Origin of the sequence: Streptomyces sp. NPDC047515 (assembly GCF_040643055.1) — a bacterium.
Classification (GTDB): Bacteria; Actinomycetota; Actinomycetes; order Streptomycetales; family Streptomycetaceae; genus Streptomyces.
The window spans coordinates 65,660-87,727 of record NZ_JBEYTM010000018.1 but is presented as its reverse complement, the minus strand read 5'-3'; the positions used below and the strand labels follow the sequence as shown (position 1 = coordinate 87,727).

General features: G+C 70.9%; 20 protein-coding genes. 4 read left to right on the top strand and 16 right to left on the bottom strand.

The features are described from left to right. Positions 1 to 16 precede the first annotated feature (16 nt). The 4 genes from ABZ826_RS17540 to ABZ826_RS17525 form a co-directional block, all read right to left on the bottom strand. Positions 17 to 919 carry an ABC transporter ATP-binding protein gene (locus tag ABZ826_RS17540; RefSeq protein ID WP_361448289.1) on the bottom strand — a complete coding sequence of 301 codons (903 nt, stop codon included), beginning with the start codon at positions 917 to 919 and terminating at the stop codon, positions 17 to 19. Further along, on the bottom strand, positions 916 to 1,053 hold the full coding sequence (locus ABZ826_RS17535; protein WP_361448286.1) for a hypothetical protein: 138 nt from the start codon (positions 1,051 to 1,053) through the stop codon (positions 916 to 918). The genes ABZ826_RS17540 and ABZ826_RS17535 overlap by 4 nt, the downstream gene beginning before the upstream one ends. Then, the gene (locus ABZ826_RS17530) at positions 1,050 to 2,654 is read right to left on the bottom strand and encodes a hypothetical protein (RefSeq protein WP_361448283.1); all 1,605 of its coding nucleotides are present in this window, start codon (positions 2,652 to 2,654) and stop codon (positions 1,050 to 1,052) included. The genes ABZ826_RS17535 and ABZ826_RS17530 overlap by 4 nt, the downstream gene beginning before the upstream one ends. 594 nt (positions 2,655 to 3,248) lie before the next feature. Then, a complete protein-coding gene (locus tag ABZ826_RS17525) occupies positions 3,249 to 6,506 on the bottom strand; it encodes an ABC transporter permease (protein ID WP_361448280.1) in 3,258 nt (1,085 codons plus the stop codon). Positions 6,507 to 6,814: 308 nt separating this feature from the next. Here ABZ826_RS17525 and ABZ826_RS17520 point away from each other — a divergent pair, with 308 nt between their 5' ends. Beyond that, positions 6,815 to 7,723, top strand: a complete 909-nt coding sequence (locus ABZ826_RS17520) for a M28 family peptidase (RefSeq protein WP_361448277.1) — start codon at positions 6,815 to 6,817, stop codon at positions 7,721 to 7,723. A 22-nt stretch (positions 7,724 to 7,745) separates the two neighbouring features. Further along, entirely contained in the window at positions 7,746 to 9,179 is a 1,434-nt protein-coding gene (locus ABZ826_RS17515) for a M1 family metallopeptidase (protein ID WP_361448274.1), read from the top strand. An 82-nt stretch (positions 9,180 to 9,261) separates the two neighbouring features. On the opposite strand, the gene ABZ826_RS17510 is transcribed toward ABZ826_RS17515, so the two are convergent. From ABZ826_RS17510 to ABZ826_RS17480, 7 genes are all read right to left on the bottom strand, one after another. Continuing rightward, positions 9,262 to 9,930 carry a potassium-transporting ATPase subunit C gene (locus ABZ826_RS17510; protein ID WP_361448271.1) on the bottom strand — a complete coding sequence of 223 codons (669 nt, stop codon included), beginning with the start codon at positions 9,928 to 9,930 and terminating at the stop codon, positions 9,262 to 9,264. 6 nt (positions 9,931 to 9,936) lie between these two features. Then, positions 9,937 to 12,063 carry a potassium-transporting ATPase subunit KdpB gene (gene kdpB / locus ABZ826_RS17505; protein ID WP_361448268.1) on the bottom strand — a complete coding sequence of 709 codons (2,127 nt, stop codon included), beginning with the start codon at positions 12,061 to 12,063 and terminating at the stop codon, positions 9,937 to 9,939. Next, on the bottom strand, positions 12,060 to 13,724 hold the full coding sequence (kdpA, locus tag ABZ826_RS17500) for a potassium-transporting ATPase subunit KdpA (RefSeq protein ID WP_361448265.1): 1,665 nt from the start codon (positions 13,722 to 13,724) through the stop codon (positions 12,060 to 12,062). Before kdpA ends, kdpB begins: the two co-directional genes overlap by 4 nt. A gap of 7 nt (positions 13,725 to 13,731) precedes the next feature. Next, entirely contained in the window at positions 13,732 to 13,821 is a 90-nt protein-coding gene (gene kdpF, locus ABZ826_RS17495; protein ID WP_361448262.1) for a K(+)-transporting ATPase subunit F, read from the bottom strand. Between the two features lie 394 nt (positions 13,822 to 14,215). After that, positions 14,216 to 14,989 carry a DUF3710 domain-containing protein gene (locus ABZ826_RS17490; protein ID WP_361448259.1) on the bottom strand — a complete coding sequence of 258 codons (774 nt, stop codon included), beginning with the start codon at positions 14,987 to 14,989 and terminating at the stop codon, positions 14,216 to 14,218. Between the two features lies 1 nt (position 14,990). Next, positions 14,991 to 15,524 (bottom strand): dUTP diphosphatase, encoded by a 534-nt coding sequence (gene dut / locus ABZ826_RS17485; protein ID WP_361448256.1) that lies wholly within the window; start codon positions 15,522 to 15,524, stop codon positions 14,991 to 14,993. Beyond that, positions 15,524 to 16,108: a PaaI family thioesterase gene (locus ABZ826_RS17480; RefSeq protein WP_361448253.1), complete on the bottom strand. Its 585-nt coding sequence runs from the start codon at positions 16,106 to 16,108 to the stop codon at positions 15,524 to 15,526. Before ABZ826_RS17480 ends, dut begins: the two co-directional genes overlap by 1 nt. Before the next feature lie 58 nt (positions 16,109 to 16,166). On the opposite strand from ABZ826_RS17480, the gene ABZ826_RS17475 reads away from it, so the two are divergent. After that, on the top strand, positions 16,167 to 16,622 hold the full coding sequence (locus tag ABZ826_RS17475) for a DUF3093 domain-containing protein (RefSeq protein ID WP_361448250.1): 456 nt from the start codon (positions 16,167 to 16,169) through the stop codon (positions 16,620 to 16,622). A 274-nt stretch (positions 16,623 to 16,896) separates the two neighbouring features. Here ABZ826_RS17475 and ABZ826_RS17470 read toward each other — a convergent pair whose 3' ends face one another. The 4 genes from ABZ826_RS17470 to ABZ826_RS17455 all read right to left on the bottom strand — a co-directional run bounded on the left by ABZ826_RS17470 (position 16,897) and on the right by ABZ826_RS17455 (position 20,613). After that, complete coding sequence (locus ABZ826_RS17470; protein ID WP_361448247.1) at positions 16,897 to 17,847, bottom strand: hypothetical protein; 951 nt, start codon at positions 17,845 to 17,847, stop codon at positions 16,897 to 16,899. Between the two features lie 175 nt (positions 17,848 to 18,022). After that, positions 18,023 to 18,319: a DUF4193 domain-containing protein gene (locus ABZ826_RS17465; RefSeq protein ID WP_003965732.1), complete on the bottom strand. Its 297-nt coding sequence runs from the start codon at positions 18,317 to 18,319 to the stop codon at positions 18,023 to 18,025. Positions 18,320 to 18,723: 404 nt separating this feature from the next. After that, positions 18,724 to 19,953, bottom strand: a complete 1,230-nt coding sequence (locus tag ABZ826_RS17460) for an ATP-binding protein (protein ID WP_361448244.1) — start codon at positions 19,951 to 19,953, stop codon at positions 18,724 to 18,726. A gap of 6 nt (positions 19,954 to 19,959) precedes the next feature. After that, a complete protein-coding gene (locus ABZ826_RS17455) occupies positions 19,960 to 20,613 on the bottom strand; it encodes a response regulator transcription factor (RefSeq protein WP_361448241.1) in 654 nt (217 codons plus the stop codon). Positions 20,614 to 20,986: 373 nt separating this feature from the next. On the opposite strand from ABZ826_RS17455, the gene ABZ826_RS17450 reads away from it, so the two are divergent. After that, positions 20,987 to 21,160, top strand: coding sequence for a hypothetical protein (locus tag ABZ826_RS17450; RefSeq protein ID WP_361448238.1), 174 nt, complete (start codon positions 20,987 to 20,989; stop codon positions 21,158 to 21,160). Positions 21,161 to 21,241: 81 nt separating this feature from the next. Here ABZ826_RS17450 and ABZ826_RS17445 read toward each other — a convergent pair whose 3' ends face one another. Beyond that, complete coding sequence (locus ABZ826_RS17445; protein WP_361448235.1) at positions 21,242 to 22,060, bottom strand: inositol monophosphatase family protein; 819 nt, start codon at positions 22,058 to 22,060, stop codon at positions 21,242 to 21,244. Positions 22,061 to 22,068: the final 8 nt, after the last annotated feature.

The following is a 22,068-nucleotide window of genomic DNA, read 5'->3' as shown; positions in this document are numbered from 1 at the left end:
AATGGCCGGGGGTCTCTCAGGCGTCCGGCCATACGCCGACGTGGTCGCCCTCGGCGGTGAGCCGTACCCGGTGGCGGAGCCCGTACCGTCGCACATACTCGTCGGGCAGCTGCAGTCGCCCGACCCGGTCGAGTACGGCGAATTCCTCCGCGCCGCCGTCCGGGCCGTCCTCGCGCAGCGTCTCCGTGGCGGTCCGGCCGTCGCGGATGCGTACGGTACGACGCACCTGGCCGGAGACCATCGGGTCGTGGGTGACGACCAGGACGGTCGCACCGAGTTCGTCGTTGGCGCGGCGCAGGGCGGCGAAGACGTCCTCGGCGCTCGCCGTGTCCAGTTCGCCGGTCGGTTCGTCGGCGAGCAGCACCCGGGGGCTGTTGGCGGTGGCCACCGCGACGGCGACGCGCTGCTGTTCGCCGCCGCTCAGTTCGGCGGGCCTGCGATCGCGGCAGTGCGCGATGCCGAGGACGCCGAGGAGTTCGGTGGCACGTGCCTCGCGCTGGCCACGCAGGACGCCGGTGTACTTCATCGGCAGGGTGACGTTCTCCACGGCGGTCAGATACGGCAGCAGGTTGCGTCCGGTCTGCTGCCGGACGAAGCCGACGGTGCGCCGGCGGTAGTCGAGGCGTTCGCGGCGGCGCATGGACATCAGGTCGCGCCCGGCGACCCTGGCCGATCCCGCGGTGGGGGTGTCGAGGCCGGACAGGATGGCGAGCAGGGTCGACTTGCCGGAGCCCGAGGCTCCGACGAGCGCCATGCACTCGCCCTCCCGTACGACGAGGTCGAGGCCCTGGAGCGCCTGCACCTCGACGTCCTCGGTGCGGTAGACGCGCACGACGTTGTCACAGACGACCAGGCCCTCGTCGGCGGCGGGCGTGGCGGCCGCCCTGGCCCGCGCCCCCAGCTGGCGGAGGTCCGTCATGCGGCGCTCCTCCCTTCGTACGTCTGGACCGTCCCGGCTGCTTCAGAGATCTCGGGTGCCTCGTGCGTCTTGTCCATCTCGCCCGCCTTCATCGCCTCGTCCGTCTCGTCCCCCTCATCCACCTGATCCGTCACGCGTCGCTCTCCCCCGTCTCCCCCACCCTGAGGACCGTCCCCAGCCCGCGACGGCGGGCCAGCCAGGTCTCCGCGGCTACGGCCGCCGCGATCAGTACGGCGAATCCGGCGCCCAGCAGGGCTACCGGCGCGTAGTCGGCGTGCAGGGCCGGTTCGGCGGGGCCACCGGTGAAGTCCCGCAGTTTCAGGGCCGGTCCGAGCAGCGCCGGAAGCGCGGCACCGAGAACCGCCCCGCCGGCCGCGGCGGCCAGTGCCATCGGCAGCAGCTGCAGGATCTGCAGCCCTGAGAGGCCGCGGGCGCCGAGGCCCAGCGTGCGGAGCTTCGCCGCGGTGCGGCCGCGTTCGGGTGCGGAGTGCAGCAGGTCGAGCACGAGCGCGACGAAGGCCAGCAGGCCCGTGAGCAGGGTGCAGACCGTGTACGCGGTGGACAGGGCGCCGAGCACACCGTCGTCCCGGTCCCGGGCGGCCACCTGGGAGCGGATCCGCAGATCGCCCACGCTGTCCTTGGTCGTGGCGCGTGGGGCGATACCGCGCAGCGTGTCCGCGTCGACGGCGGAGCCGTACAGCAGGAGGGCCCTCTCCTCCTGGTCCTGGGCGCGCAATCCGGTGAGCGCCGCCGTGTCGGCGAGCAGCACCCGGCTGTGGCGGTTTTCGAGGACCGGGCCGAGCGCCGGGTCGTGGGCAGCGCCGTCGCTGAGCACGCCGACGACGGTGAAGGTGAGGGTCCGGCCGCGCAGGGTGCCGGTGTACGTCGTGCCGACGGGCAGCCCGGGTCCGGTGAGCACCGGCACGGCTCCGCGTCCGGCGCGCGGGGCACGGGACAGTGCGGTCGCTGCCAGGGAACGGGGCACCGCGGCGCCGAGCGCGGCGGCGTCGAGGGAGACCAGGTCGGCCCGGCCGTGGTTGCCGCCGTCGTCGGCGCCGATGAGCGCCGCCGAGGTGCGGGAGACGGTGAGCCGGTGACGGACCCCCGGGGCCAGGGACAGCTTCCGCGCGGTCTCCGGGTCGACCTGGGCGCCGACGTAGGAGGCGTCGGCACCGACGTGCCGGTCGGCGGCGGTGCGGCGTCCTTCGCTGATCGTCCCGGCGACGAGGCTGCCGAAGACGGCGGTGGCGAGGGTGATGACCAGGACGAGGAGTGCGAGGGCGCGCGCGGGGGCGTCCTCGGCCGCGCGGGCGAGCGCGATCATCGGGACGGCGCCTCGGCGGCGCGCGGACCGGCGGGCCAGGAACCGTACGGGCGGCGGATAGCAGCGCACCAGCAGCAGGACGGTCGCCAGCCCCAGCAGCGCCGGTACGGCGGCGAGTTGGGGATCGGTGGCGTCCAGCATGCCCCGGGTCCGCAGGGCCAGGACACCGGCGACGGCGAGCAGCAGCACGGTGGCCTCGGCGGTGATCCGGCGCGCGCCGGCGCGCGCCCCGTCTTGGCCGTCGGTGGGCTGTCGCGGCGCTGTGTCCCGTACCGCGTTCCAGGTCAGTGCGGGCAGCACCAGCCAGGCGAGTACCGCGACGACCACCGCCGTGCCGTACGCGGGGCCGCTCGCGCCCCGGGGTGCGACGGTCCAGGCCGCCACGAGGCCCGTCGGCAGGCCGGTCAGCACGGCGGGCGCGGCCTGCCCGGCGGAGCTCCACCCGGGCGGAGCGGGGGACCAGGCGGTCGGCGAGCACGGCGGGCGCGGCGCTCATGATGTACCGGCCCGCGTCGTCGAGATCCCGCCCGAACGTGGCCGGCCCGGTCCTCCCGGCGCGGGAGATCTCCAGGGCCGAACTGAACTGGAGGCCCGGCCCGTCCTCCTGCACGGCGGCCACCCGGTCGAGCAGGGCCCGTCCGGCGAGCCGGCCCATGAGCGGCGGCGCGGCGGCGGCCGCGGCCGTGAGCAGGGCGACGAGTGCCGCGAGAGAGACCAGCAGGACGGCGTCGGCCCGCGCTTCCCGGACCGTCAGCACATCGGGCCGCCAGGAGCGCAGCGCACGGAGCCGGCCGGTGAGCGTACCTTTCCACGCGGCTCCCCTGGGTGCACGGTCGGCGAACGTGCCGGGGGAGGCGTCAGCCTCCGGCGCCCGGCCCGCGAATGTGCCGTTGGGCGCGTCACTCCCGGCCGCACGGTCGGCGAACGTGCCATTCGACGCGTCACTCCCCGGCGCCCGGCCGGTGAACGTGCCCTTCCACGCGGCTCTCCCCGGTACCCGGTCGGTCATCCGTCGTCCCCCGCCCGCAGTACCCGTGCCAGGTCCACCCGCGCCAGGAACAGGGCGGCGCAGCCGACCACCCCGCAGATCAGCACGGTCGTGGCCGCCCCGGTCATCGCCACCCGTGCCCAGGGCACGGACGTCAGCAGGACCGGGAAGACCTGCTGTCCGTCGGTGGTCACCGTGACCACCGGCAGGATCGCGGCCGCGAGCACCGTGCCGAGCAGGGTGCCCAGCAGCCCGGCGACGGCGGACAGGCCCAGCTGTTCGGTCCAGAGGTACGCCGCGAGCTGACCGCGCCGTACGCCGATGGCCCGCAGCAGCGCGAACTCCCGGCGCCGGGCCCTCGCCGAGAGCACGGTGTGCAGCGTGAAGGCGATCACCGCGAAGGCCGGGGCCAGCAGCAGACAGAGCGTGAGCGCGCCGCGTGCGCCGTGCCGCAGCGGGTCGTCGGCGAGCCGGGCGCGTTCATGGGGCACGTGCGTCGCGACGCCGAGCCGCGGATCCGCGTCCACCGCCCGTAGCGCGGCGCTCGCCTCGTGCCCCCGCACCGAGGCCAGCCAGCCGGTCTCGGCCTCGGGCAGCCGGCCCTCGGCGGCGAGCAGACCGGTCAGCGCCCGGGAGTCGACGAGGAGGCGCGGAAAGTCCCGGTCGGCCCCGGGGACGCCCGCGATCCGGCCGACCACCTTGAAGGACAGGGCTCCCCCGTCCGGCGGCGTCACGTCCACGGTGTCCCCGATCTTGACCGTTCCCCGGTCGAGCAGCGCCGCATCGGCCAGAGCGGGCACATCGGGGGTGTGCCACGCCGTGCCGACCGCCAGCCGGATGTCCCACAGGGGCGAGACCGATGTGACGTCGGGGCCGCGCAGCACCGCGTCGACGAGTGCTGCGGCCCGCGGCCGGTTGCCGCACAGCACGGGCCCGGTGCCGGGGGCCGCGGCGGACGGATCGGGTTCGGCGCCGGGGCAGCCCACGGTGCCCGGGTCGGACACGTCGGTTCCGGTGACGTCCTTCAGGGACGCGGGGGCGGTCGCGCCCGGAATCCGGTCGATCGTCAGACGGTAGGTGCGCCGAACCGTTTCGCCCCGCATGTTCAGGCCGACCCGGAGGATCCGCAGCGGCCCGGTGCGCGCGGGCACGGGCAGGCGGACCGTACGGGTCCGGGTGCCCGTGGTACGCAGCGGCACGGAGCTCTCGTGGGCGAGTCCGTCGCCGTCCTCGAAGGTGATGGTGAGGGTGATCGGCACGGGAGTGCCGGGGCCGTCGGCGCCCAGCGCCACCCTCAGCGGGAGGGTGCGGGGCGTCCCGGCGAGCAGCAGTCCATGGCGTGGGACGGTGCGTCCGAGCGGGCGCAGGAGTTCGGCGAGCGGCCGGTCGGAGAGGTCGGGGCGCAGGGTGGGCACGGGTCCGCGTGCGGTGTTGATCCCGGTGACCGCGACGGGCTGATCCGCGACGTAGCCGGGCGCCTCCAGCACGGGGGTGAGCGCCTCGACCCCCGGCAGCTTCCGGTAGGCCTCCCTCCGCTCCCCCGCAGGCACTCCTCCGGCGTCCTCGGGCCCGGCGGTGATCCTCAGGTCCGAGCCGACGGCGAACACGGCCTGGTCGTGGCCGCCCCGGTCGAGGATTGCCAGCGCCGTCGCGCTGAGCGCTCCGACGGCCAGCGCCAAGGCGACGACCCGGGTCGGTCCGGCGTGCCGGGAGGCCCTGCGGCCGATCTGCCAACCGCCGAGCGGGAGTACGAGTCCGGTGCCGCGGCGGGCCATCGGGTCGATGAGTCGGCCGGTCAGCGGCAGCAGTCGCAGCACCAGCAGGACGGCCGCGACGGTCATCGTGACGGGGGCCAGGACGAGCACCGGATCGACCCCGCTGCCGCTGTCGCCCGCCGATAGCGGGGACCGGTACTGCCGCAGCTGCAGCCAGCCGATCACGGCAACGACGGCCAGGGCGGCGTCGATTCCGGTGCGCTGCGCCCCGGAGTACCGGCTCAGGCGCTGCCGCAGCCGGGAGACGGTACGCCGGTCGCGTACCGCCCGCACGGTGGGCACCAGCAGCGCGGCGCCGTGCACGGCGACGGCGAGCAGCGCGGCGGCCCAGGCGAGAGGGAGCGCCGACGGCTCGTCGGGGACACCTCCGGGGACGAGCCCGCCCCGGTCCAGCAATCGCAGCAGCGGTCCGGCGAGGAACGGTGCGACGCAGCCCGCCGGGAGTGCCACGGCCGCCCACTGGGCGGCGGCCGCGGCAGTGATTCCTGGTGCGCCCGCTCCACGTGCGGTGAGCAACGCCTCTTCCGGCGCGCGGTGTTCGGCGAGCTGACGCGCGGTGAGCACGAGCGCGGCGGCGGCGAGCGCCGCGAGCAGCGTGGCCGGGATGTACAGGCCGGCGCGGGCGACGGCGACGGGGGTGTCGAGTGCGCGCAGGGCGTTCGCGAGCCCGTCGACCACGGCGAGTTCGGAGCCGGGGACCGGCCCGCCGTGGAAGACGGAACGGCGGGTGTCGCTGCCGCTGAAGGTGTCGAGCCGTCCGGCGAGTGCGTCGATGCCGTCCAGTCCGAGACCGGAGGCGACCGGTGTGCCGAGCCACAGGTCGGTGGAGTCCGCGGCCAGCGGGGAGTCCGCGGTGAAGGCGTCGGGGGCGAGCAGGACCATGTTCTCGGTGCTTCCGTAGGCCCCGGCGAGGGCCTCCCAGAGGGCGGGTGACCGGTCCTGGGGGGCGTAGATCCCGCTCAGTCGCAGGGAGACCCGGCCTCTGCCGTTGGCATCGACGGTGAACCTGTTGCCGGGGCGCAGCTGGAGCCGGGCGGCGAGGACCCTGGGCAGCGCCGCCTCCGTGGCACCGCCCGCGGTGGCACCGCGCGGCCAACGGCCGGAAAGCAGCCGGGCATGGCGCGACTGGTCCTGGAGCGCGACGACCGAGACGGCCAGGTCCTCGGCCGTACGGCCGTCGGCGCCGCTGACGGGGTAGCCGCCGGACATCGCCGCCGGCGCCCGGTGAGCGGCCCAGGTGTGCTGCGGTACGTCGGCGAAGACACGGCCCATCGCGGCGCGCACGGCCTTGTCCGTACGGTCGTACGCCGCGTCCTTGCCTGGCGTGTGCCGGCCTCCGACCTGGACGACGGCTCCGGAGTCCGCGGCGAGCCTACGCTGCGCCCCGCCCTCGACCGCGCGCTCGGTGAGCGCGGCCAGCGCCGCCAGCACAGTGGCCGCGAGCAGCACCGCGAGCCCTGCCGCGCAGAGCACCAGACCGTGGTGCCTGACGCAGCGCAACAGCGCAGGCGTCCGCCCTCACTGATTCCCCACCAGTCCCCCTGGTCACTCCCATCCCTCGGATGATCGGGCCAGTATGGGCAAACGCCACCGACGCCGCAATGATCCGGACAAGTTGGACACCCCTGCCCGCGCGCACATATGACGCATCGTCGGCCCGATCGGTCCAATCGGTCCGGTCAGTCCGGTCGGCCCTCTTCGTCGGGGCGCTACCGCTTCCCCACAACTTTCCGACAACTCTCTGACAGCGGCCGACCAGCCTTGCCGAGGTCCATCGGGGCGAGTGCCCCGTCCTTGAAAGGGTGCGCATGACGTCACGCAGGAGCCTTCCCCGGCTGGCGGCCGGAGTCCTCGGGATATCCCTGACCATGTCCGCGGTCCCCGCCGCAACCGCCACCGCAAGAACACAGCCGCCCACCGCCCCCACCGTCTCCGAGCGGCAGGTGCTGCCCCATCTGCGTGCCCTGCAGCGGATCGCCGACCGCAACGGCGGCAACCGCGCGCACGGCACGCAGGGGTACGCCGACTCGGTGACGTATGTGAAGAACGCCCTCGACCGGGCGGGCTTCCGCACGAAACTCGTCCCCTTCACCCACGACGGCACCATGGGCAACAATCTGATCGCCGACTGGCCGGGCGGCGACCCGGATCACGTGCTGCTGACCGGCGCCCACCTCGACAGCGTCGAGGAGGGCCCGGGAATCAACGACAACGGCTCGGGCTCGACCGCGGTCCTGGCCACCGCCCTTCAGGTGGCCAAGTCCCGGCTCAGGCCCGAGCGGCACCTTCGGTTCGCCTGGTGGGGCGCGGAGGAGCTGGGGCTGATCGGCTCGGCGGACTACGTCGGCAAACTCTCCGGGGCCGAGCGCCGCAGGATCGACGTCTATCTCAACTTCGACCAGGCGGGCAGCAAGAACACCCAGCAGTGGCTCGTGGTCCACGACGACGAGCACGGCGAGACCGAGGCCCAGCAGGCTTTCGAGGCGTGGTTCGCCGAACGGAACATCCCCACGTTCGACATCGGCGTCGGCGGTTCGGACCACGAGTCGTTCGGAAACGTCGGCATCCCGTCGTCCGGCTTCAGCACCGGTATCTCGGACTGCATCCACGAGGCGTGCGACAACCTCGCCAACGTGGACCCGAAGACGGAGACGACCAGCACCGATGCCCTCATCGGCGTGCTGTGGAAGCTCGCCGCCACCGCTCCCCGACACTGACCCCCATCCCCAGGAACGAGACATGCGCAGACTGCTGAACCGACGCCGCAGAACCGCTGCCGCCCTCGTGGCCGCGGTCGTGAGCGGCACCGTACTGACCGTCCTCCCCGCCTCGGCCGCCATCGGCGGTCCGGGCGTCGGTGACCCGTACTTCCCTGACGACGGCAACTCCGGCTACGACGTCTCCCACTACGACGTCCGTATCGCCTACGACCCGGCGCGCACCGACCACCTGGACGGCGACACCACCGTCACCGCCCGCGCCCTGACCGGCCTGGACCGGTTCAGCCTGGACCTCAAGGGCTTCACCGTGGCATCGGTCACCGTGGACAGCACCCCGGTGAAGGCGTTCTCCAGGTCCGGGGCCCATGAGCTGGTCATCACCCCGGTCCGCCCGGTCGCGCGGGGCGCGACCTTTGCGGTCCGGGTGAAGTACGCGGGCAAGCCCGACGCCGAGGGCTGGCACACCCTGAAGACCGGCGGCGCGTACGTGGCGGGCGAACCGCACGCGGCGACCTCCTGGTATCCCGCCAACGACCACCCGTCCGACAAGGCCACCTTCGCCCTCACCGCGACGGTGCCCGACGGCTGGACGGCCGTCGGCAACGGGCTGCCGGGCCCGGTCACCGTGAAGGACGGCAGGAAGACCTTCCGCTGGTTCGAGGACAAGCCGCTGGCGACGTACCTCAGCACGGTCGCGATCGACAGGTTCACCGTCCACCGGGGGAAGACGGCCGCCGGAACCCCGGTCATCACGGCTTACAGCCCGGACGCCGTCGTCGACCCGGACGCGGAGGCCGAGCAGACGGACATCCTGGACTTCCTGACCGCGAAGTTCGGCCCGTACCCGTTCTCCTCGGCGGGCGCCATCGTCGTCGGGGCCACGAAGGAACCCACGGGTGGCCCGCTGGCTCTGGAGACGCAGAGCCGGCCCACGTACGGCGGCGGCATGCTCTTCGACGCCTCGGTGGTCCATGAGAACACCCACCAGTGGTTCGGTGACAGCGTCTCGTTCAAGGACTGGCGGGACGGCTGCGCCGCGGAGTGCTTCGCCCAGTACGCCGGGCAGTTGTGGGAGGAGCACAAGGGCGCCGACCTGGATCAGGACTACTACCGTTCCGAGATCGAGGACTACCGCGACGACCCGTCGTTCTGGTCCACCAGGCTCTACGACCCGGGCCCGGGGAAGGAGTTGGATTCCGCGCTGTACTTCAAGGGGTCGCTGATGCTGCACGCCCTGCGGCGCACGGTCGGTGACGAGGCGTTCTTCCGGACGCTCAGGACCTGGACCCGCGACCACGCGTACGGAAACGCCTCGTTCCGGCAGTTCGAGGCGCTGGCGGCCGAGGTATCGGGGAAGCACCTCAAGGGCTTCTTCGGGGCGTGGGTCGACGGCACGGTGATCCCGCCGGCGAAGTACCTCTACCCGGGAAGCCTGGGCTCGCCGACGGGCTGAACCGGCGTGCGGCGTGCGGCGTGCGGCGTGCGGCGTGCGGCCGATGGTCCGGGGCCGGCCGCGGCGGCCGGCCCCGGCGCTCTCAAGCTCCGCTCACCAGCTGCTTGAGAGCGATGTTGAGCTGGAGGACGTTGGCCCTCGGTTCCCCCACGAAGCCGAGAATCCGGCCGTCCGTGTGCTGCTCGACAAGCTTCTCCACCTGCGCGACGCGGAGATGGTTCCGCTCGGCGACGCGGCGCACCTGGAGCTGTGCGTACGCCGGGGAGATGGCCGGATCGAGACCGGAGCCCGAGGAGGTGACGGCGTCGGCCGGCACGTCGGCGGGGCTGACGGGGTGGCCGGGGACGGAATTGTCCTTGACGACTGCGGCCTTGGCGGCTGTCACCGCGTCGATCAGTTCCTTGCTGTCGCCGGAGCGGTTGGTCGCGCCGGAGAGGATCAGCTTGTACTGGGTGTTGACGCTGTTGGTGCCGAGGCCGTTGGAGGGGCGCGGCTGGAACCACTTGAGGTCCAAAGCCGCGGTCTGCTGTCCCTTCTTCAGCGGCAGGTCATAGCGCTGGCCGATGAGTTCGGAGCCGACGACCTTGCCGTTCGCGGTGATCTCGGAGCCGTTGGCCTTGTCGGGGAAGATGCCCTGAGCGACACCCGTCACGGCGAGCGGGTAGAGCACGCCGCACACGACAGTGAGGACGAGCAGGGCACGCAGCCCGGCCCAGAGCAACCGGACGGTGTTTGCTACGGAGTTGTTCATGGCAGGTCAGCCGATCCCGGGGATGTGGGAGATGATCAGGTCGATGATCTTGATGCCGATGAACGGGGCGACCAGGCCGCCCAGGCCGTAGATCCCGATGTTGCGCCGGAGCATCGAGTCGGCGCTGCTGGGCCGGTAGCGCACGCCCTTCAGGGCGAGCGGCACCAGTGCGATGATGATCAGCGCGTTGAACACGACCGCCGAGAGGATCGCGGACTCCGGCGAGGACAGCCGCATGATGTTGAGCGTGTCCAGGCCGGGATAGACCACCGCGAACATCGCCGGGATGATCGCGAAGTACTTCGCGACGTCGTTGGCGATCGAGAACGTCGTCAGCGCGCCCCGGGTGATGAGCAGTTGCTTGCCGATCTCGACGATCTCGATCAGCTTGGTGGGGTTGGAGTCCAGGTCCACCATGTTCCCGGCCTCCTTGGCGGCCGAGGTGCCGGTGTTCATCGCCACGCCGACGTCCGCCTGGGCCAGCGCGGGCGCGTCGTTGGTCCCGTCGCCCGTCATCGCGACGAGCTTGCCGCCCGCCTGCTCCCGCTTGATGAGGGCCATCTTGTCCTCGGGCGTGGCCTCCGCGAGGAAGTCGTCGACCCCGGCCTCCTCGGCGATGGCCCTCGCGGTCAGCGGGTTGTCGCCCGTGATCATGACCGTCTTGATGCCCATCCGGCGCAGCTCGTCGAACCGCTCCCGCATCCCTTCCTTGACGACGTCCTTGAGGTGGATGACGCCCAGGACCCGGGCACCCTGCCCGTCCTCCAGAGCCACCAGCAGCGGTGTGCCGCCTGCCTCGGAGATCCGCTCGGTGAGCGTCCGTACCTCCGGCGAGACGCTGCCGCCGCGCTCCTTGACCCAGGCGACGACGGAACCGCTCGCGCCCTTGCGGACCCTGCGTCCGTCGACGTCCACGCCCGACATCCGCGTCTGGGCGGTGAACGCGACCCATTCGGCCTGCCGCAGTTCGCCCTGGTGGCGCTCGCGCAGCCCGTACTTCTCCTTGGCGAGCACGACGATCGAGCGGCCCTCGGGCGTCTCGTCGGCCAGTGAGGAGAGCTGGGCGGCGTCCGCCAGTTCGGCCTCGGTCGTGCCCTTGACGGGGACGAACTCGGCGGCCTGCCGGTTGCCGAGCGTGATGGTGCCGGTCTTGTCGAGCAGCAGGGTCGAGACATCGCCGGCGGCCTCGACGGCACGCCCCGACATCGCGAGCACGTTGCGCTGCACCAGCCGGTCCATCCCGGCGATCCCGATCGCGGAGAGCAGCGCTCCGATGGTCGTCGGGATCAGGCAGACCAGCAGCGCGGTCAGCACGATCATCGACTGCTTCTGGCCCGCGTAGATCGCGAACGGCTGGAGGGTGACGACGGCGAGCAGGAAGACGATGGTGAGGGACGCGAGCAGGATGTTCAGCGCGATCTCGTTGGGCGTCTTCTGCCGGGCCGCGCCCTCGACCAGGGCGATCATCCGGTCGATGAACGTTTCTCCGGGCTTGGTGGTGATCTTGACGACGATCCGGTCGGAGAGCACCTTCGTACCACCGGTGACGGCGGAGCGGTCGCCGCCGGACTCCCGGATGACCGGCGCCGATTCACCCGTGATCGCGGACTCGTCGACGCTCGCGACACCGTCGACGACGTCCCCGTCACCGGGGATGATGTCACCGGCCTCACAGATCACCAGATCGCCGACGCGCAGTTCGGTGCCGGGGACCCGTTCCTCGTTGGTGCCGATGATCCGCCGGGCGACCGTGTCGGTCTTGGCCCTGCGCAACGTGTCGGCCTGCGCCTTGCCGCGCCCTTCGGCAACCGCCTCCGCCAGGTTGGCGAAGATCGTGGTCAGCCACAGCCAGACCGCGATCGCCCAGCCGAACCAGTCGCCGGGGTTCAGGCACGCCAGCACGGTGGTGAACACCGAACCGATCAGCACCACGAACATCACCGGGGACTTGACCATCACCCGGGGGTCGAGCTTGCGTACGGCGTCGGGGAAGGACTTGAGCAATTGTCCGGGGTCGAACAGGCCTCCGCCGACGCGTCCTTCGCTGTGGTGACCCGTGGGCGCGTCCTGGTGGGGTGCCCGGGTGGGGGTGACAGTGGACATCGAGTCCTCTTGCTTCGTACGAGTGGTCATGACGCCAGCCCTTCGGCCAGCGGCCCCAGCGCCAGGGCCGGGAAGTAGGTCAGCCCGGTGATGATCAGGATCGTCCCGACCAGCAGCCCGCTGAACAGCGGCTTGTGCGTGCCCAGGGTTCCCACGGTCGCCGGTACGGGCTTCTGCTCGGCGAGCGAGCCGGCCAGCGCGAGCACGAACACCATCGGCAGGAAGCGGCCCAGCAGCATCGCGAGACCGATGGTCGTGTTGAACCACTGCGTGTCCGCGTTCAGCCCGGCGAAGGCCGAACCGTTGTTGTTCGCACCCGAGGTGTACGCGTACAGCACCTCGGAGAATCCATGCGCACCGGAGTTCAGCATGGAGTGCGGCGGGGTGGGCAGGACCAGTGCCGCGGCGGTGAAGCAGAGCACCAGCGCCGGGGTGATCAGGATGTAGCAGGCCGCGAGCTTGATCTGCCGGGTGCCGATCTTCTTGCCGAGGTACTCGGGCGTACGGCCGACCATCAGGCCCGCGATGAACACCGCGATGATCGCCATGATCAGCATGCCGTAGAGGCCGGATCCGACCCCGCCGGGAGCGATCTCGCCGAGCTGCATGCCCAGCATCGTGATGCCCCCGCCGAAGCCCGTGTACGAGGAGTGGAAGGAGTTGACCGCACCCGTGGAGGTGAGCGTCGTGGCCACGGCGAAGATCGACGAGCCGGCGATCCCGAACCGGGTCTCCTTGCCTTCCATGGCCCCGCCCGCGATGTCGAACGCGGGCCCGTGGTGGCTGAACTCGGTCCACATCATCAGGGTGGTGAAGCCCAGCCAGATGACACCCATCGCCGCGAGGATCGCGTAGCCCTGCTTCAGCGAGCCGACCATCCGTCCGAACGTCCGCGTGAGCGCGAACGGAATGACCAGGATCAGGAAGATCTCGAAGAGGTTGGACAGGCCGTTGGGATTCTCGAACGGATGGGACGAGTTGGCGTTGAAGTAGCCGCCGCCGTTCGTACCCAGCTCCTTGATGACCTCCTGCGAGGCCACCGCTCCGCCGTTCCACTGCTGCGAACCGCCCATGAACTGGCCGACCTCATGGATGCCGGAGAAGTTCTGGATGGCTCCGCAGGCGACCAGCACCAGCGCGCCGACCACGGCGATCGGGATCAGGATCCGGACGGTGCCGCGCACCAGGTCGGACCAGAAATTGCCCAGCTCACCGGTGCGGGAGCGGGCGAAGCCCCGTACCAGCGCCACCGCGACGGCGATGCCGACGGCGGCCGAGACGAAGTTCTGCACCGCGAGGCCGCCGGTCTGGACGACATGGCCCATGGCCTGCTCGCCGTAGTACGACTGCCAGTTGGTGTTCGCGACGAACGACGCCGCCGTGTTGAACGCCTGGTCGGGATCGATCGAGGCGAAGCCGAGCGAACCGGGCAACGCGCCCTGGAGCCGCTGCAGCAGATAGAGGAAGAGGACACTCACCGCGGAGAAGGCGAGGACCCCGCGCAGGTACGCGGGCCAGCGCATCTGTGCGTCGGGATTGACGCCTACGGCCTTGTACATCCACTTCTCGACGCGTAGGTGCTTCTGCGAGGAGTAGACGCCGGCCATGTAGTCACCGAGCGGACGGTATGCCAGCGCCAGCGCCGCGACGAGCGCGAGAACCTGGAGCACACCAGCGAGGACGGGGCTCATATCGGGCTCAGAACCTCTCCGGGTACAGAAGGGCGAGGATGAGATAGCCCAGCAGGGCGACGGCCACGACGAGGCCGACGATGTTTTCGGCGGTCACAGCTTGGCCACCCCCTTGGCGACGAGAGCCACCAACGCGAACACCGCGATCGTGGTGACGACGAAGGCCACATCGGCCATCGTGTGCTCCTAGATGAGGTACGGAATCTCTGACCTCCTGAGCAAACCCCGCGTCCCGGCCGTCCAGGCCTTGCGTTGATGGCTTCCTTACGGGGAGGGGCGGGCCTTTGACGGCGCACATACGTGCCCTATACGCGCCCCATACACGCCCCTTTGTGCGCCCCGAAGCCGCCACGACAGCAGGCCCCTGGACACGGCCCCGGAGACGGCCCCGGACGCGGCCCCGGACGCACAAAGGCCGGTGGGCCGCACCCCCTTTCGAGGGGGTGCGGCCCACCGGCCTTCAGCTGTGCCGGGCGGCAGCCCGTATCCGCTCAGCGCACTTCGGTGATCTCGGGGCCGCGCTGGAGCTGGCCCATGCCACCGGAGAACTTCGAGTTCTCCTGGTTCTCCTGCTGGACGCCCTCGGGCACCATCTGGGCGTCATTGGGAAGCTTGAGGACGATCGGATCGCGCGGCGCCATCGGGCCCTCGCCACGGACGACCACGGTGTCCCGGAAGATCGTCTCCAGCAGCCCCGCGGCCTCCGGCTGCACGGCACCCTGGCCGGAGATCACTCCGCGCAGGAACCAGCGCGGCCCGTCGACGCCGACGAAGCGCACCAGCTGCACCCCGTTCGTCCCGTCGGGGAGCTGTACGGGGACCTGGGCGCGCAGCTCCCAGCCCAGCGGACCCTCGACCTCGTCGATGATCCCACCCTGCTGAGTGATGCCGGAGGCGATCTCCTCGCGGACCTCGCCCCAGATGCCCTCTTTCTTGGGCGCGGCGAAGGCCTGCAGCTGAATGGCGCTGTCGTGCATCACCACGGTCGCGGCCACGATCGCGTCGCCGGCCACCTCGACCCGCAGCTCCATGCCCTCGACGCCGGGCACGAACACGCCACCCAGGTCGACCCGGCCCTCGCCGGGCTGGGAGACCTCGGTGATGTCCCACGGCCCGTCCGGCCGCGGCGCCGGCGGGAGATTCACCCGACGCGAGCCGCTGTCGGCCCCATCGGCGTCATCGAGCTCGTCGACGACCTGCTCGGCCTCGCGCGCTTCGTCCGCCGCGTCCTCGGCGGAACCACTCTTCTTGCGACGTCCGAACACGTCACTGTCCTTCCCGGTCGGGTACGACCGAAGCGTAGCTGTTCCCGCCCTGGGTAATTCCGCCCCTGACGCCATCAACATCACCGGACGCGTGCCCTCCGGTGGATCCGAAACCTCCCTCGCCGCGAGCCGAGCCGGGGAGCTCCGCCACTTCGTGGAAGCGCACCTTCTCGACCTGCTGTACGACCAGTTGGGCAATCCGGTCGAACCGCTCGAACCATACGGGCTCCCGCGGGTCGAGATTGATGACGATCACCTTGATCTCTCCACGGTACCCGGCATCAACCGTCCCCGGGGCATTGACGAGAGCGACTCCGCAGCGTGCGGCGAGGCCGGACCGCGGGTGCACGAACGCCGCGTACCCGTCGGGCAGCGCGATCGACACCCCGGTGGGGAGCACCGCCCGCTCGCCCGGAGCCAGTTCGACGGCCTCGGTGGTCACCAGATCGACCCCGGCGTCGCCGGGGTGCCCATAGGCCGGAATCGGCACGTCCGGGTCGACCCGGCGGATCAGCACGTCCACGGGATGGCGCATCAGGGGTTCACCTCGAACGCGCGGGCGCGCCTGACCTGGTCCGGGTCGGCCATCGCTGCCTGGATCTCGGCCGGGCGGCCGTTGTCGATGAAGTGGTCGATCTTCACCTCGATGAAGAGGGCCTCGGCACGGACCGCCACGGGCCCCTCCGGGCCCCCGATCCGGCCCGTGGCCCGGGAGTAGATCTTCCGGCCGTGCACCGCGGTGATCTCGGCGTCGAGGTACAGCACGGTGTCCACCGGAACCGGGGCGACGAAGTCGGTCTCCAGCCGCCCGGTCACCGCGATCACCCGCAGCAGCCAGTTCAGCGAGCCGAGCGTCTCGTCCAGCGCGGTGGCCAGAATGCCACCGTGCGCCAGGCCCGGGGCGCCCTGATGGGCGGCCTTCACGGTGAACTCCGCGGTGACGCTGACACCCTCGGCGGCCCGTGCCTGGAGGTGCAGCCCGTGCGGCTGCCCCTCGCCGCAGCCGAAACAGTGTTCGTAGTGCGCGCCGAGGAGTTCGCCGGGGGCCGGGGCTTCGGGGTGCCGGACCGGTTTCACCGCGTCGGCCGGGGGCTTCAGAGCCGCAGATGTTCCACTCACAGGCGCAGACCTTACCCGCGCGGCCACCTGCGGGTCGCGCCGTGCCAAGCTTGGGTTCATGCAGCCTTCCACCCCGCCTTTCGACGAACGACTGACCGCGCCCCGCTCGTGGTGGCTCATCGCCTTCCTGGTCGGCATCGCCTGTGCCCTGATGCTGTTGCCGCTCGGCGGCCTGCCGCTGCTGGCCGGCCTGGTGGGCGGCACGGCCCTTTCGGCGGTCGCGGTCAGCTCCTACGGTTCGGCCAGGATCCGGGTCGTCGCGGGCGCCCTGGTGGCCGGTGACGCGCGCATTCCGGTGTCGGCGCTCGGCGAGGCCGAAGTGCTGGACGAGGAGGAGGCGCGTGCGTGGCGCTCGTACAAGGCGGACACCCGCGCGTTCATGCTGCTGCGCAGCTACATCCCGACGGCGGTGCGGGTGGAGGTCACCGACCCGCAGGACCCGACGCCGTACGTCTATCTGTCGACCCGCGAGCCGCAGGCACTGGTCGCCGCGCTCAGCGCGGTACGGGCCTGAAAGGCACATGACGGTACGGCAGGGCGGTATGGGCAGGGCGTTGCGGTACGGGCAGGCGGTACGGGCCGGAGAGACGCGTCCGGAAATCTCCGCCTGCCCACGAGCCCGGCGCGCGCTCGCGGCGTTGTCGTAGCGCCCCGGTCGAGTGCCCTGGTGCCGGGTTCTTCGGGATCCGGGCCGACTTCGTTCTTCCATGGGCTCGCGAGGAGCCCTTCACAGGCCCTCCAGGGGCTCCGCCGGCATCCAGCAGGCCTCCGACCCGCCGGAGCGGGTCCTAACTCCCCAGCTCGCCCCGCAGCCCCTTGCGCGGGGCGCCCGGAACCATCGGTGGCAGCTCCGGAAGCCGGTCCCAGGGGATCTGGCGTTTGCGCAGGTCCTTCCTGACCCGCTCGGCGAGCTTTCTGGTGTCACGCCGGTTCATCATCGCGCCGACGGCGGCGCCGATCATGAACGGGACGAGATTCGGCAGGTCGCGCACCGTGCGCTTCATGATCTGCTGGCGCAGCTCGCGCTTCATCTGGCCGCCCAGCGCCGCGTTGACCGTCGTGGGATGGGCGACATCGATACCGCGCTCCTCAGTCCAGGACGTCAGATAGGCGGTGGAACGCTGGGTGAGCCCGCCCGGCGGGCGCAGCCCGTAGACCTCGTGCAGCTCGGCGACGAGCTTCATCTCTATCGCGGCCACACCGGTGATCTCCGCCGTCAGCTCGGCGAGCATGGCGGGCGGAACGGGCATCATGGCCGCCGCGCCGATACCGGCGCCGACGGTGGCGGTGGCCTTGCTCGCCCCCGCGATGAGCTTGTCGGCGAGCTCCTCGGGCCCCAGGCCCGGGAACTGCTTGCGCAGGGTGGCGAGGTCACGCACAGGGACACGGGGAGCCGTTTCGATGATCAGGTCGGCGATATGACCGATCGCGGCCCTGACGCTCTCCCCGCCCTTGCGTACTCCCCGTTTCACTGAACCCAGACGGCCTGCCCCGGTCACGGGCTCCGTCCTGTCGACCTGTCCGGCCCCATCGGCCGTGTCGACTCCCTCGACTGCCGTGACCACTTCGAGCGAGGCCGACCGGCCCCGCTCGTCGTCCCGCACACCCGCGGAGGGTGGCAGGGCGGACCGCTCGGCAGGCGCTGCAACGCCTTCCACCGGGCCTGTACCGCCCTGATTCGCCTCCGACGACCTCTTGCGCCGCAAGCGTCGCTTCCGGAACGGTGTGTCGCCTGCCACGGCCTGTTCGACCTAGTGCCGCGACCGGCAATGTTTGCCCGGAAGGAGCGTCGTCCAGTGCGTGCGATCGCAAGGCGGTCGGAAGTCCTTGTAGCGGAGCTACCAGGGCTTTTGGCCAACGCGGCGAGCGTGCGCGCTGGGCGGCGCGACGGGGCAAAGCTTGCCGGGAGGGGCACTAGTCGCAGTCGCGGCAGATCGGCTGGCCGTTCTTCTCGCGTGCCAACTGGCTCCTGTGGTGCACGAGGAAGCAGCTCATGCACGTGAACTCGTCGGCTTGCTTGGGCAGGACCCTCACGGCCAGTTCTTCGTTGGACAGGTCTGCGCCGGGCAGCTCCAGCCCTTCGGCCGCGTCGAACTCGTCGACGTCGACGGCGGACGCCGTCTTGTCGCTCCGCCGGGCCTTCAGCTCTTCAAGACTGTCCTGGTCGACGTCGTCATCGGTCTTGCGTGGGGTGTCGTAATCCGTTGCCATGTCGCTCTCCCCCTCTGGGTGTCTGCGGTGTCTCAGCGCACGTAACGCGTGAGAGGCCGGACTTGTGCCCGACCCGAGGCGGAGATTTTGCCTCACATCAAGGTCTGTTACTCAATCGACACCCAAAAGGACCGCTCGGGAGTGATCGGCTTGGGTGGCGATGGGGACCGTACACGGTCCCGGTGTCGTGCTCCACGGGCGCCACCCCGTTTACTTCCCGTGATATCGAGCCCCGAAAACCCCGACTTTTGCGGGTTTTCCGGTGACTGCCCTGATCACGGAGCGTTGACGTCCCGATATTCGCTCCTGTGATCGATCACACACGGCCACTCCGGGTTCAGGTCCCGAAAATTCCGCTCAAAGCGAACAAACTTCTGCGAGCGCGGATCGCTCCGCCCAGCCTCTCAGACCGGCAGTGAGACACGCATCACAAGACCACCCCCCTCGCGGGGTTCCGCGACGATACGGCCGCCGTGAGCGCGCGCCACGGACCGCGCGATCGAGAGTCCGAGCCCCACACCCTTGTCGCTGCCCGTTCGCTCCGTACGCAGCCGTCTGAAGGGCTCGAAGAGGTTGTCGATCTCGTACGCGGGCACCACGGGGCCCGTGTTCGAGACCACCAGCACGGCGTGGCCCGTCTGCAGCTCGGTGGTGACCTCCACCCAGCCCTGCTCGGGGATGTTGTAGCGCACGGCGTTCTGTACGAGGTTCAGCGCGATCCGCTCCAGCAGGACGCCGTTGCCCTGGATCACGGCGGGGGCCAGCTCGCCACGGATCTCCACACCTCGCTCCTCCGCCTCGCCGCGCGTCTGATCGATCGCGCGCGAGGCCACCTCGGAGAGGTCGACCGGTTTGCGCTCGACGATCTGGTTGTCACTGCGGGCGAGCAGCAGCAGTCCCTCGACCAGCTGCTCACTGCGCTCGTTGGTGGCCAGCAGGGTCTTGCCGAGCTGTTTCAGCTCGGGCGGGGCCTGCGGATCGGAGAGATGGACCTCCAGCAGCGTCCGGTTGATCGCGAGCGGGGTCCGCAGCTCGTGCGACGCGTTCCCGACGAACCGCTGCTGGGCGGTGAAGGCCCGCTCCAGGCGGTCCAGCATCTCGTCGAAGGTGTCGGCGAGCTCCTTCAGCTCGTCGTCCGGGCCGTCCAGCTCGATCCGGCGGGACAGATCCGTTCCGGCCACCCGGCGGGCGGTGCGGGTGATCCGGCCCAGCGGGGAGAGCACCCGGCCCGCCATGGCGTAGCCGAAGGCGAAGGCGATGACACTGAGGCCGACCAGGGCCAGCAGCGACCGGTTCAGCAGGGTGTCCAGCGCCTGCTGGCGCTGATGGTTGACGCAGGAGTTCATCGCCGCGTTGAAGGCGTCCGGCGTCGATTTTTCGTTGAAGTTGCACACGTCACTGGTGACCTGACCGCTCACGATCTTGAACGGCAGCTCGCTGCCCACGTGCAGGGCCTGCGCGGCCAGCATGTAGATGATCGACAGCAGCAGAATGCCCGCGATCAGGAACATGCCGCCATACAGCAGCGTGAGCCGTATCCGGATGGTCGGCCGCAGCCAGTAGGGCGGCTCCTGCTGTTTGGGCTCCCAGGTGGGCTTCGGAGGCGCCGTCGGCGGCGCGGGGACGGAGGGCATCGGCCGTCAGATCCGGTAGCCGGAGCCGGGGACGGTGACGATCACAGGCGGCTCGCCGAGTTTGCGGCGCAGCGTCATGACCGTCACCCGGACGACATTGGTGAACGGGTCGGTGTGCTCGTCCCAGGCCTTCTCCAGCAGTTGCTCGGCCGAGACGACCGCGCCCTCGCTGCGCATCAGGACCTCCAGCACGGCGAACTCCTTCGGCGCGAGCTGGATCTCGGCCTCACCCCGGAACACCTCGCGCCGGTTGGGGTCCAGCTTGATGCCCGCGCGCTCCAGGACGGGCGGCAGCGCCACCGTCGTACGCCGGCCCAGGGCCCGCACCCGTGCCGTGAGCTCGCTGAAGGCGAACGGCTTGGGCAGATAGTCGTCGGCGCCCAGCTCCAGGCCCGCCACCCGGTCGCTGACGTCGCCGGACGCGGTGAGCATGAGCACCCGGGTGGGCATGCCCAGCTCGACGATCCGGCGACAGACGTCGTCGCCGTGCACCAGGGGGAGGTCCCGGTCCAGCACCACGACGTCGTAGTCGTTGACCTCGATGCGCTCCAGGGCCGCGGCGCCGTCGTACACGACATCGACGGCCATGGCCTCACGGCGCAATCCGGTGGCCACCGCATCGGCGAGCAGCTGCTCGTCCTCCACGACGAGTACGCGCACGGCGCTGTCCTTCCTTAGAAAAATCAGACGGAAATGTCAGAACGTCCCGATGTGCTCACGGTCCGTGATGCGGGCCGCTCATCGGTGATGCTCTGTGCTGCTCCATCCTGCCCGCAACGCGCATAAACCGGCGGTAAGACGGCGCTGGCCGACCCCGGGCTCCAGGGAATGCGCCGGATTTCCCGGCCAGTTGAGGTTTCTCTGAGCTTGAGGCTGGGGAGGACGCATTCACACCCGCGATCACGCCTTGAATGTGGCGTACCACTGGCCACTCCGTCCCCGGAGAGTGCGTGATCACCCGCCCTACCGCCTCCGCGCGGAGGGAAACCCGGGCACACCCCCGTGCCACCGACCCACGATGAGGGGGCGCATTATGGATGCTTTCACCGCAGGTCTGCTGCAACGAATCAAGGCCACCGAATCCGACCTCACGAAAGCGCGCGAGACGGGCGACGACTTCCTCGCGGATGTCGAGCAGGGCGAGCTGGACGACCTGCACCGCCTCGCCGCCGAGCACGGCGTCGAAATCGGCGCCACCAGCGTCTGAGCCGCGCGAGAAGGGCCCCTGATGCCATTGTCCGGCGTCAGGGGCCCTTCTCGCGTGCCGGAAGGCTCCGGTCGACCGGTTTCAGTCGTGCCAGGCTCCGAACTCCTCCAGGAGGCTCTGCAGCGGCGCGAAGACACCCGGCGTCGCGGCCACCGTCAGGTCACCGTCGGCGGGCAGCCCAGGACGGCCACCGGTGCAGGCCCCCGCCTCCCGCGCGATGAGGTCACCGGCGGCGAGGTCCCACGGGTGGAGCCCGCGCTCGTAGTAGCCGTCGAGGCGGCCGGACGCGACATCGCAGAGGTCCACGGCGGCGGAGCCGCTGCGCCGGATGTCACGCAGTCGCGGGATCAGCTTCTGGGCCACGTCCGCCTGGTGCGTCCGGACGAGGCCGACGTAGTTGAAGCCGGTCGAGACGAGCGCCTGGTCGAGCGGCGGCGCGGGCCGGCAGCGCAGCGCGGTGCCGTCACCGTACGCACCGCCCTTCGCGTACGCGCCGCCGCCGAGCACCGCTTGATACGTCTCGCGGCGCATCGGGACCTCCACCACGCCCACGATCCGTTCGCCGTCCCGTTCGGCGGCGATGGAGACGGCCCATGTCGGCAGTCCGTACAGGTAGTTCACGGTGCCGTCGAGCGGATCGATGACCCAGCGGATACCGCTGCTGCCCGCCGCGCTGGCCCCTTCCTCACCGAGGAAGCCGTCCCGGGGGCGGCGCTCGGCGAGGAATCCCGTGATCAGCTTCTCGGCGGCGATGTCCATCTCGGTGACGACATCGATGGGGCTGGACTTGGTCGCTGCCACTCCCAGATCGGCCGGACGGCCGTCGCGCAGCAGCGCGCCGGCGCGGCGGGCGGCCTCCAGGGCGAGGTCGAGCAGTTCGGAGGGGTTCGGGTCGGTCACGGCGCTCC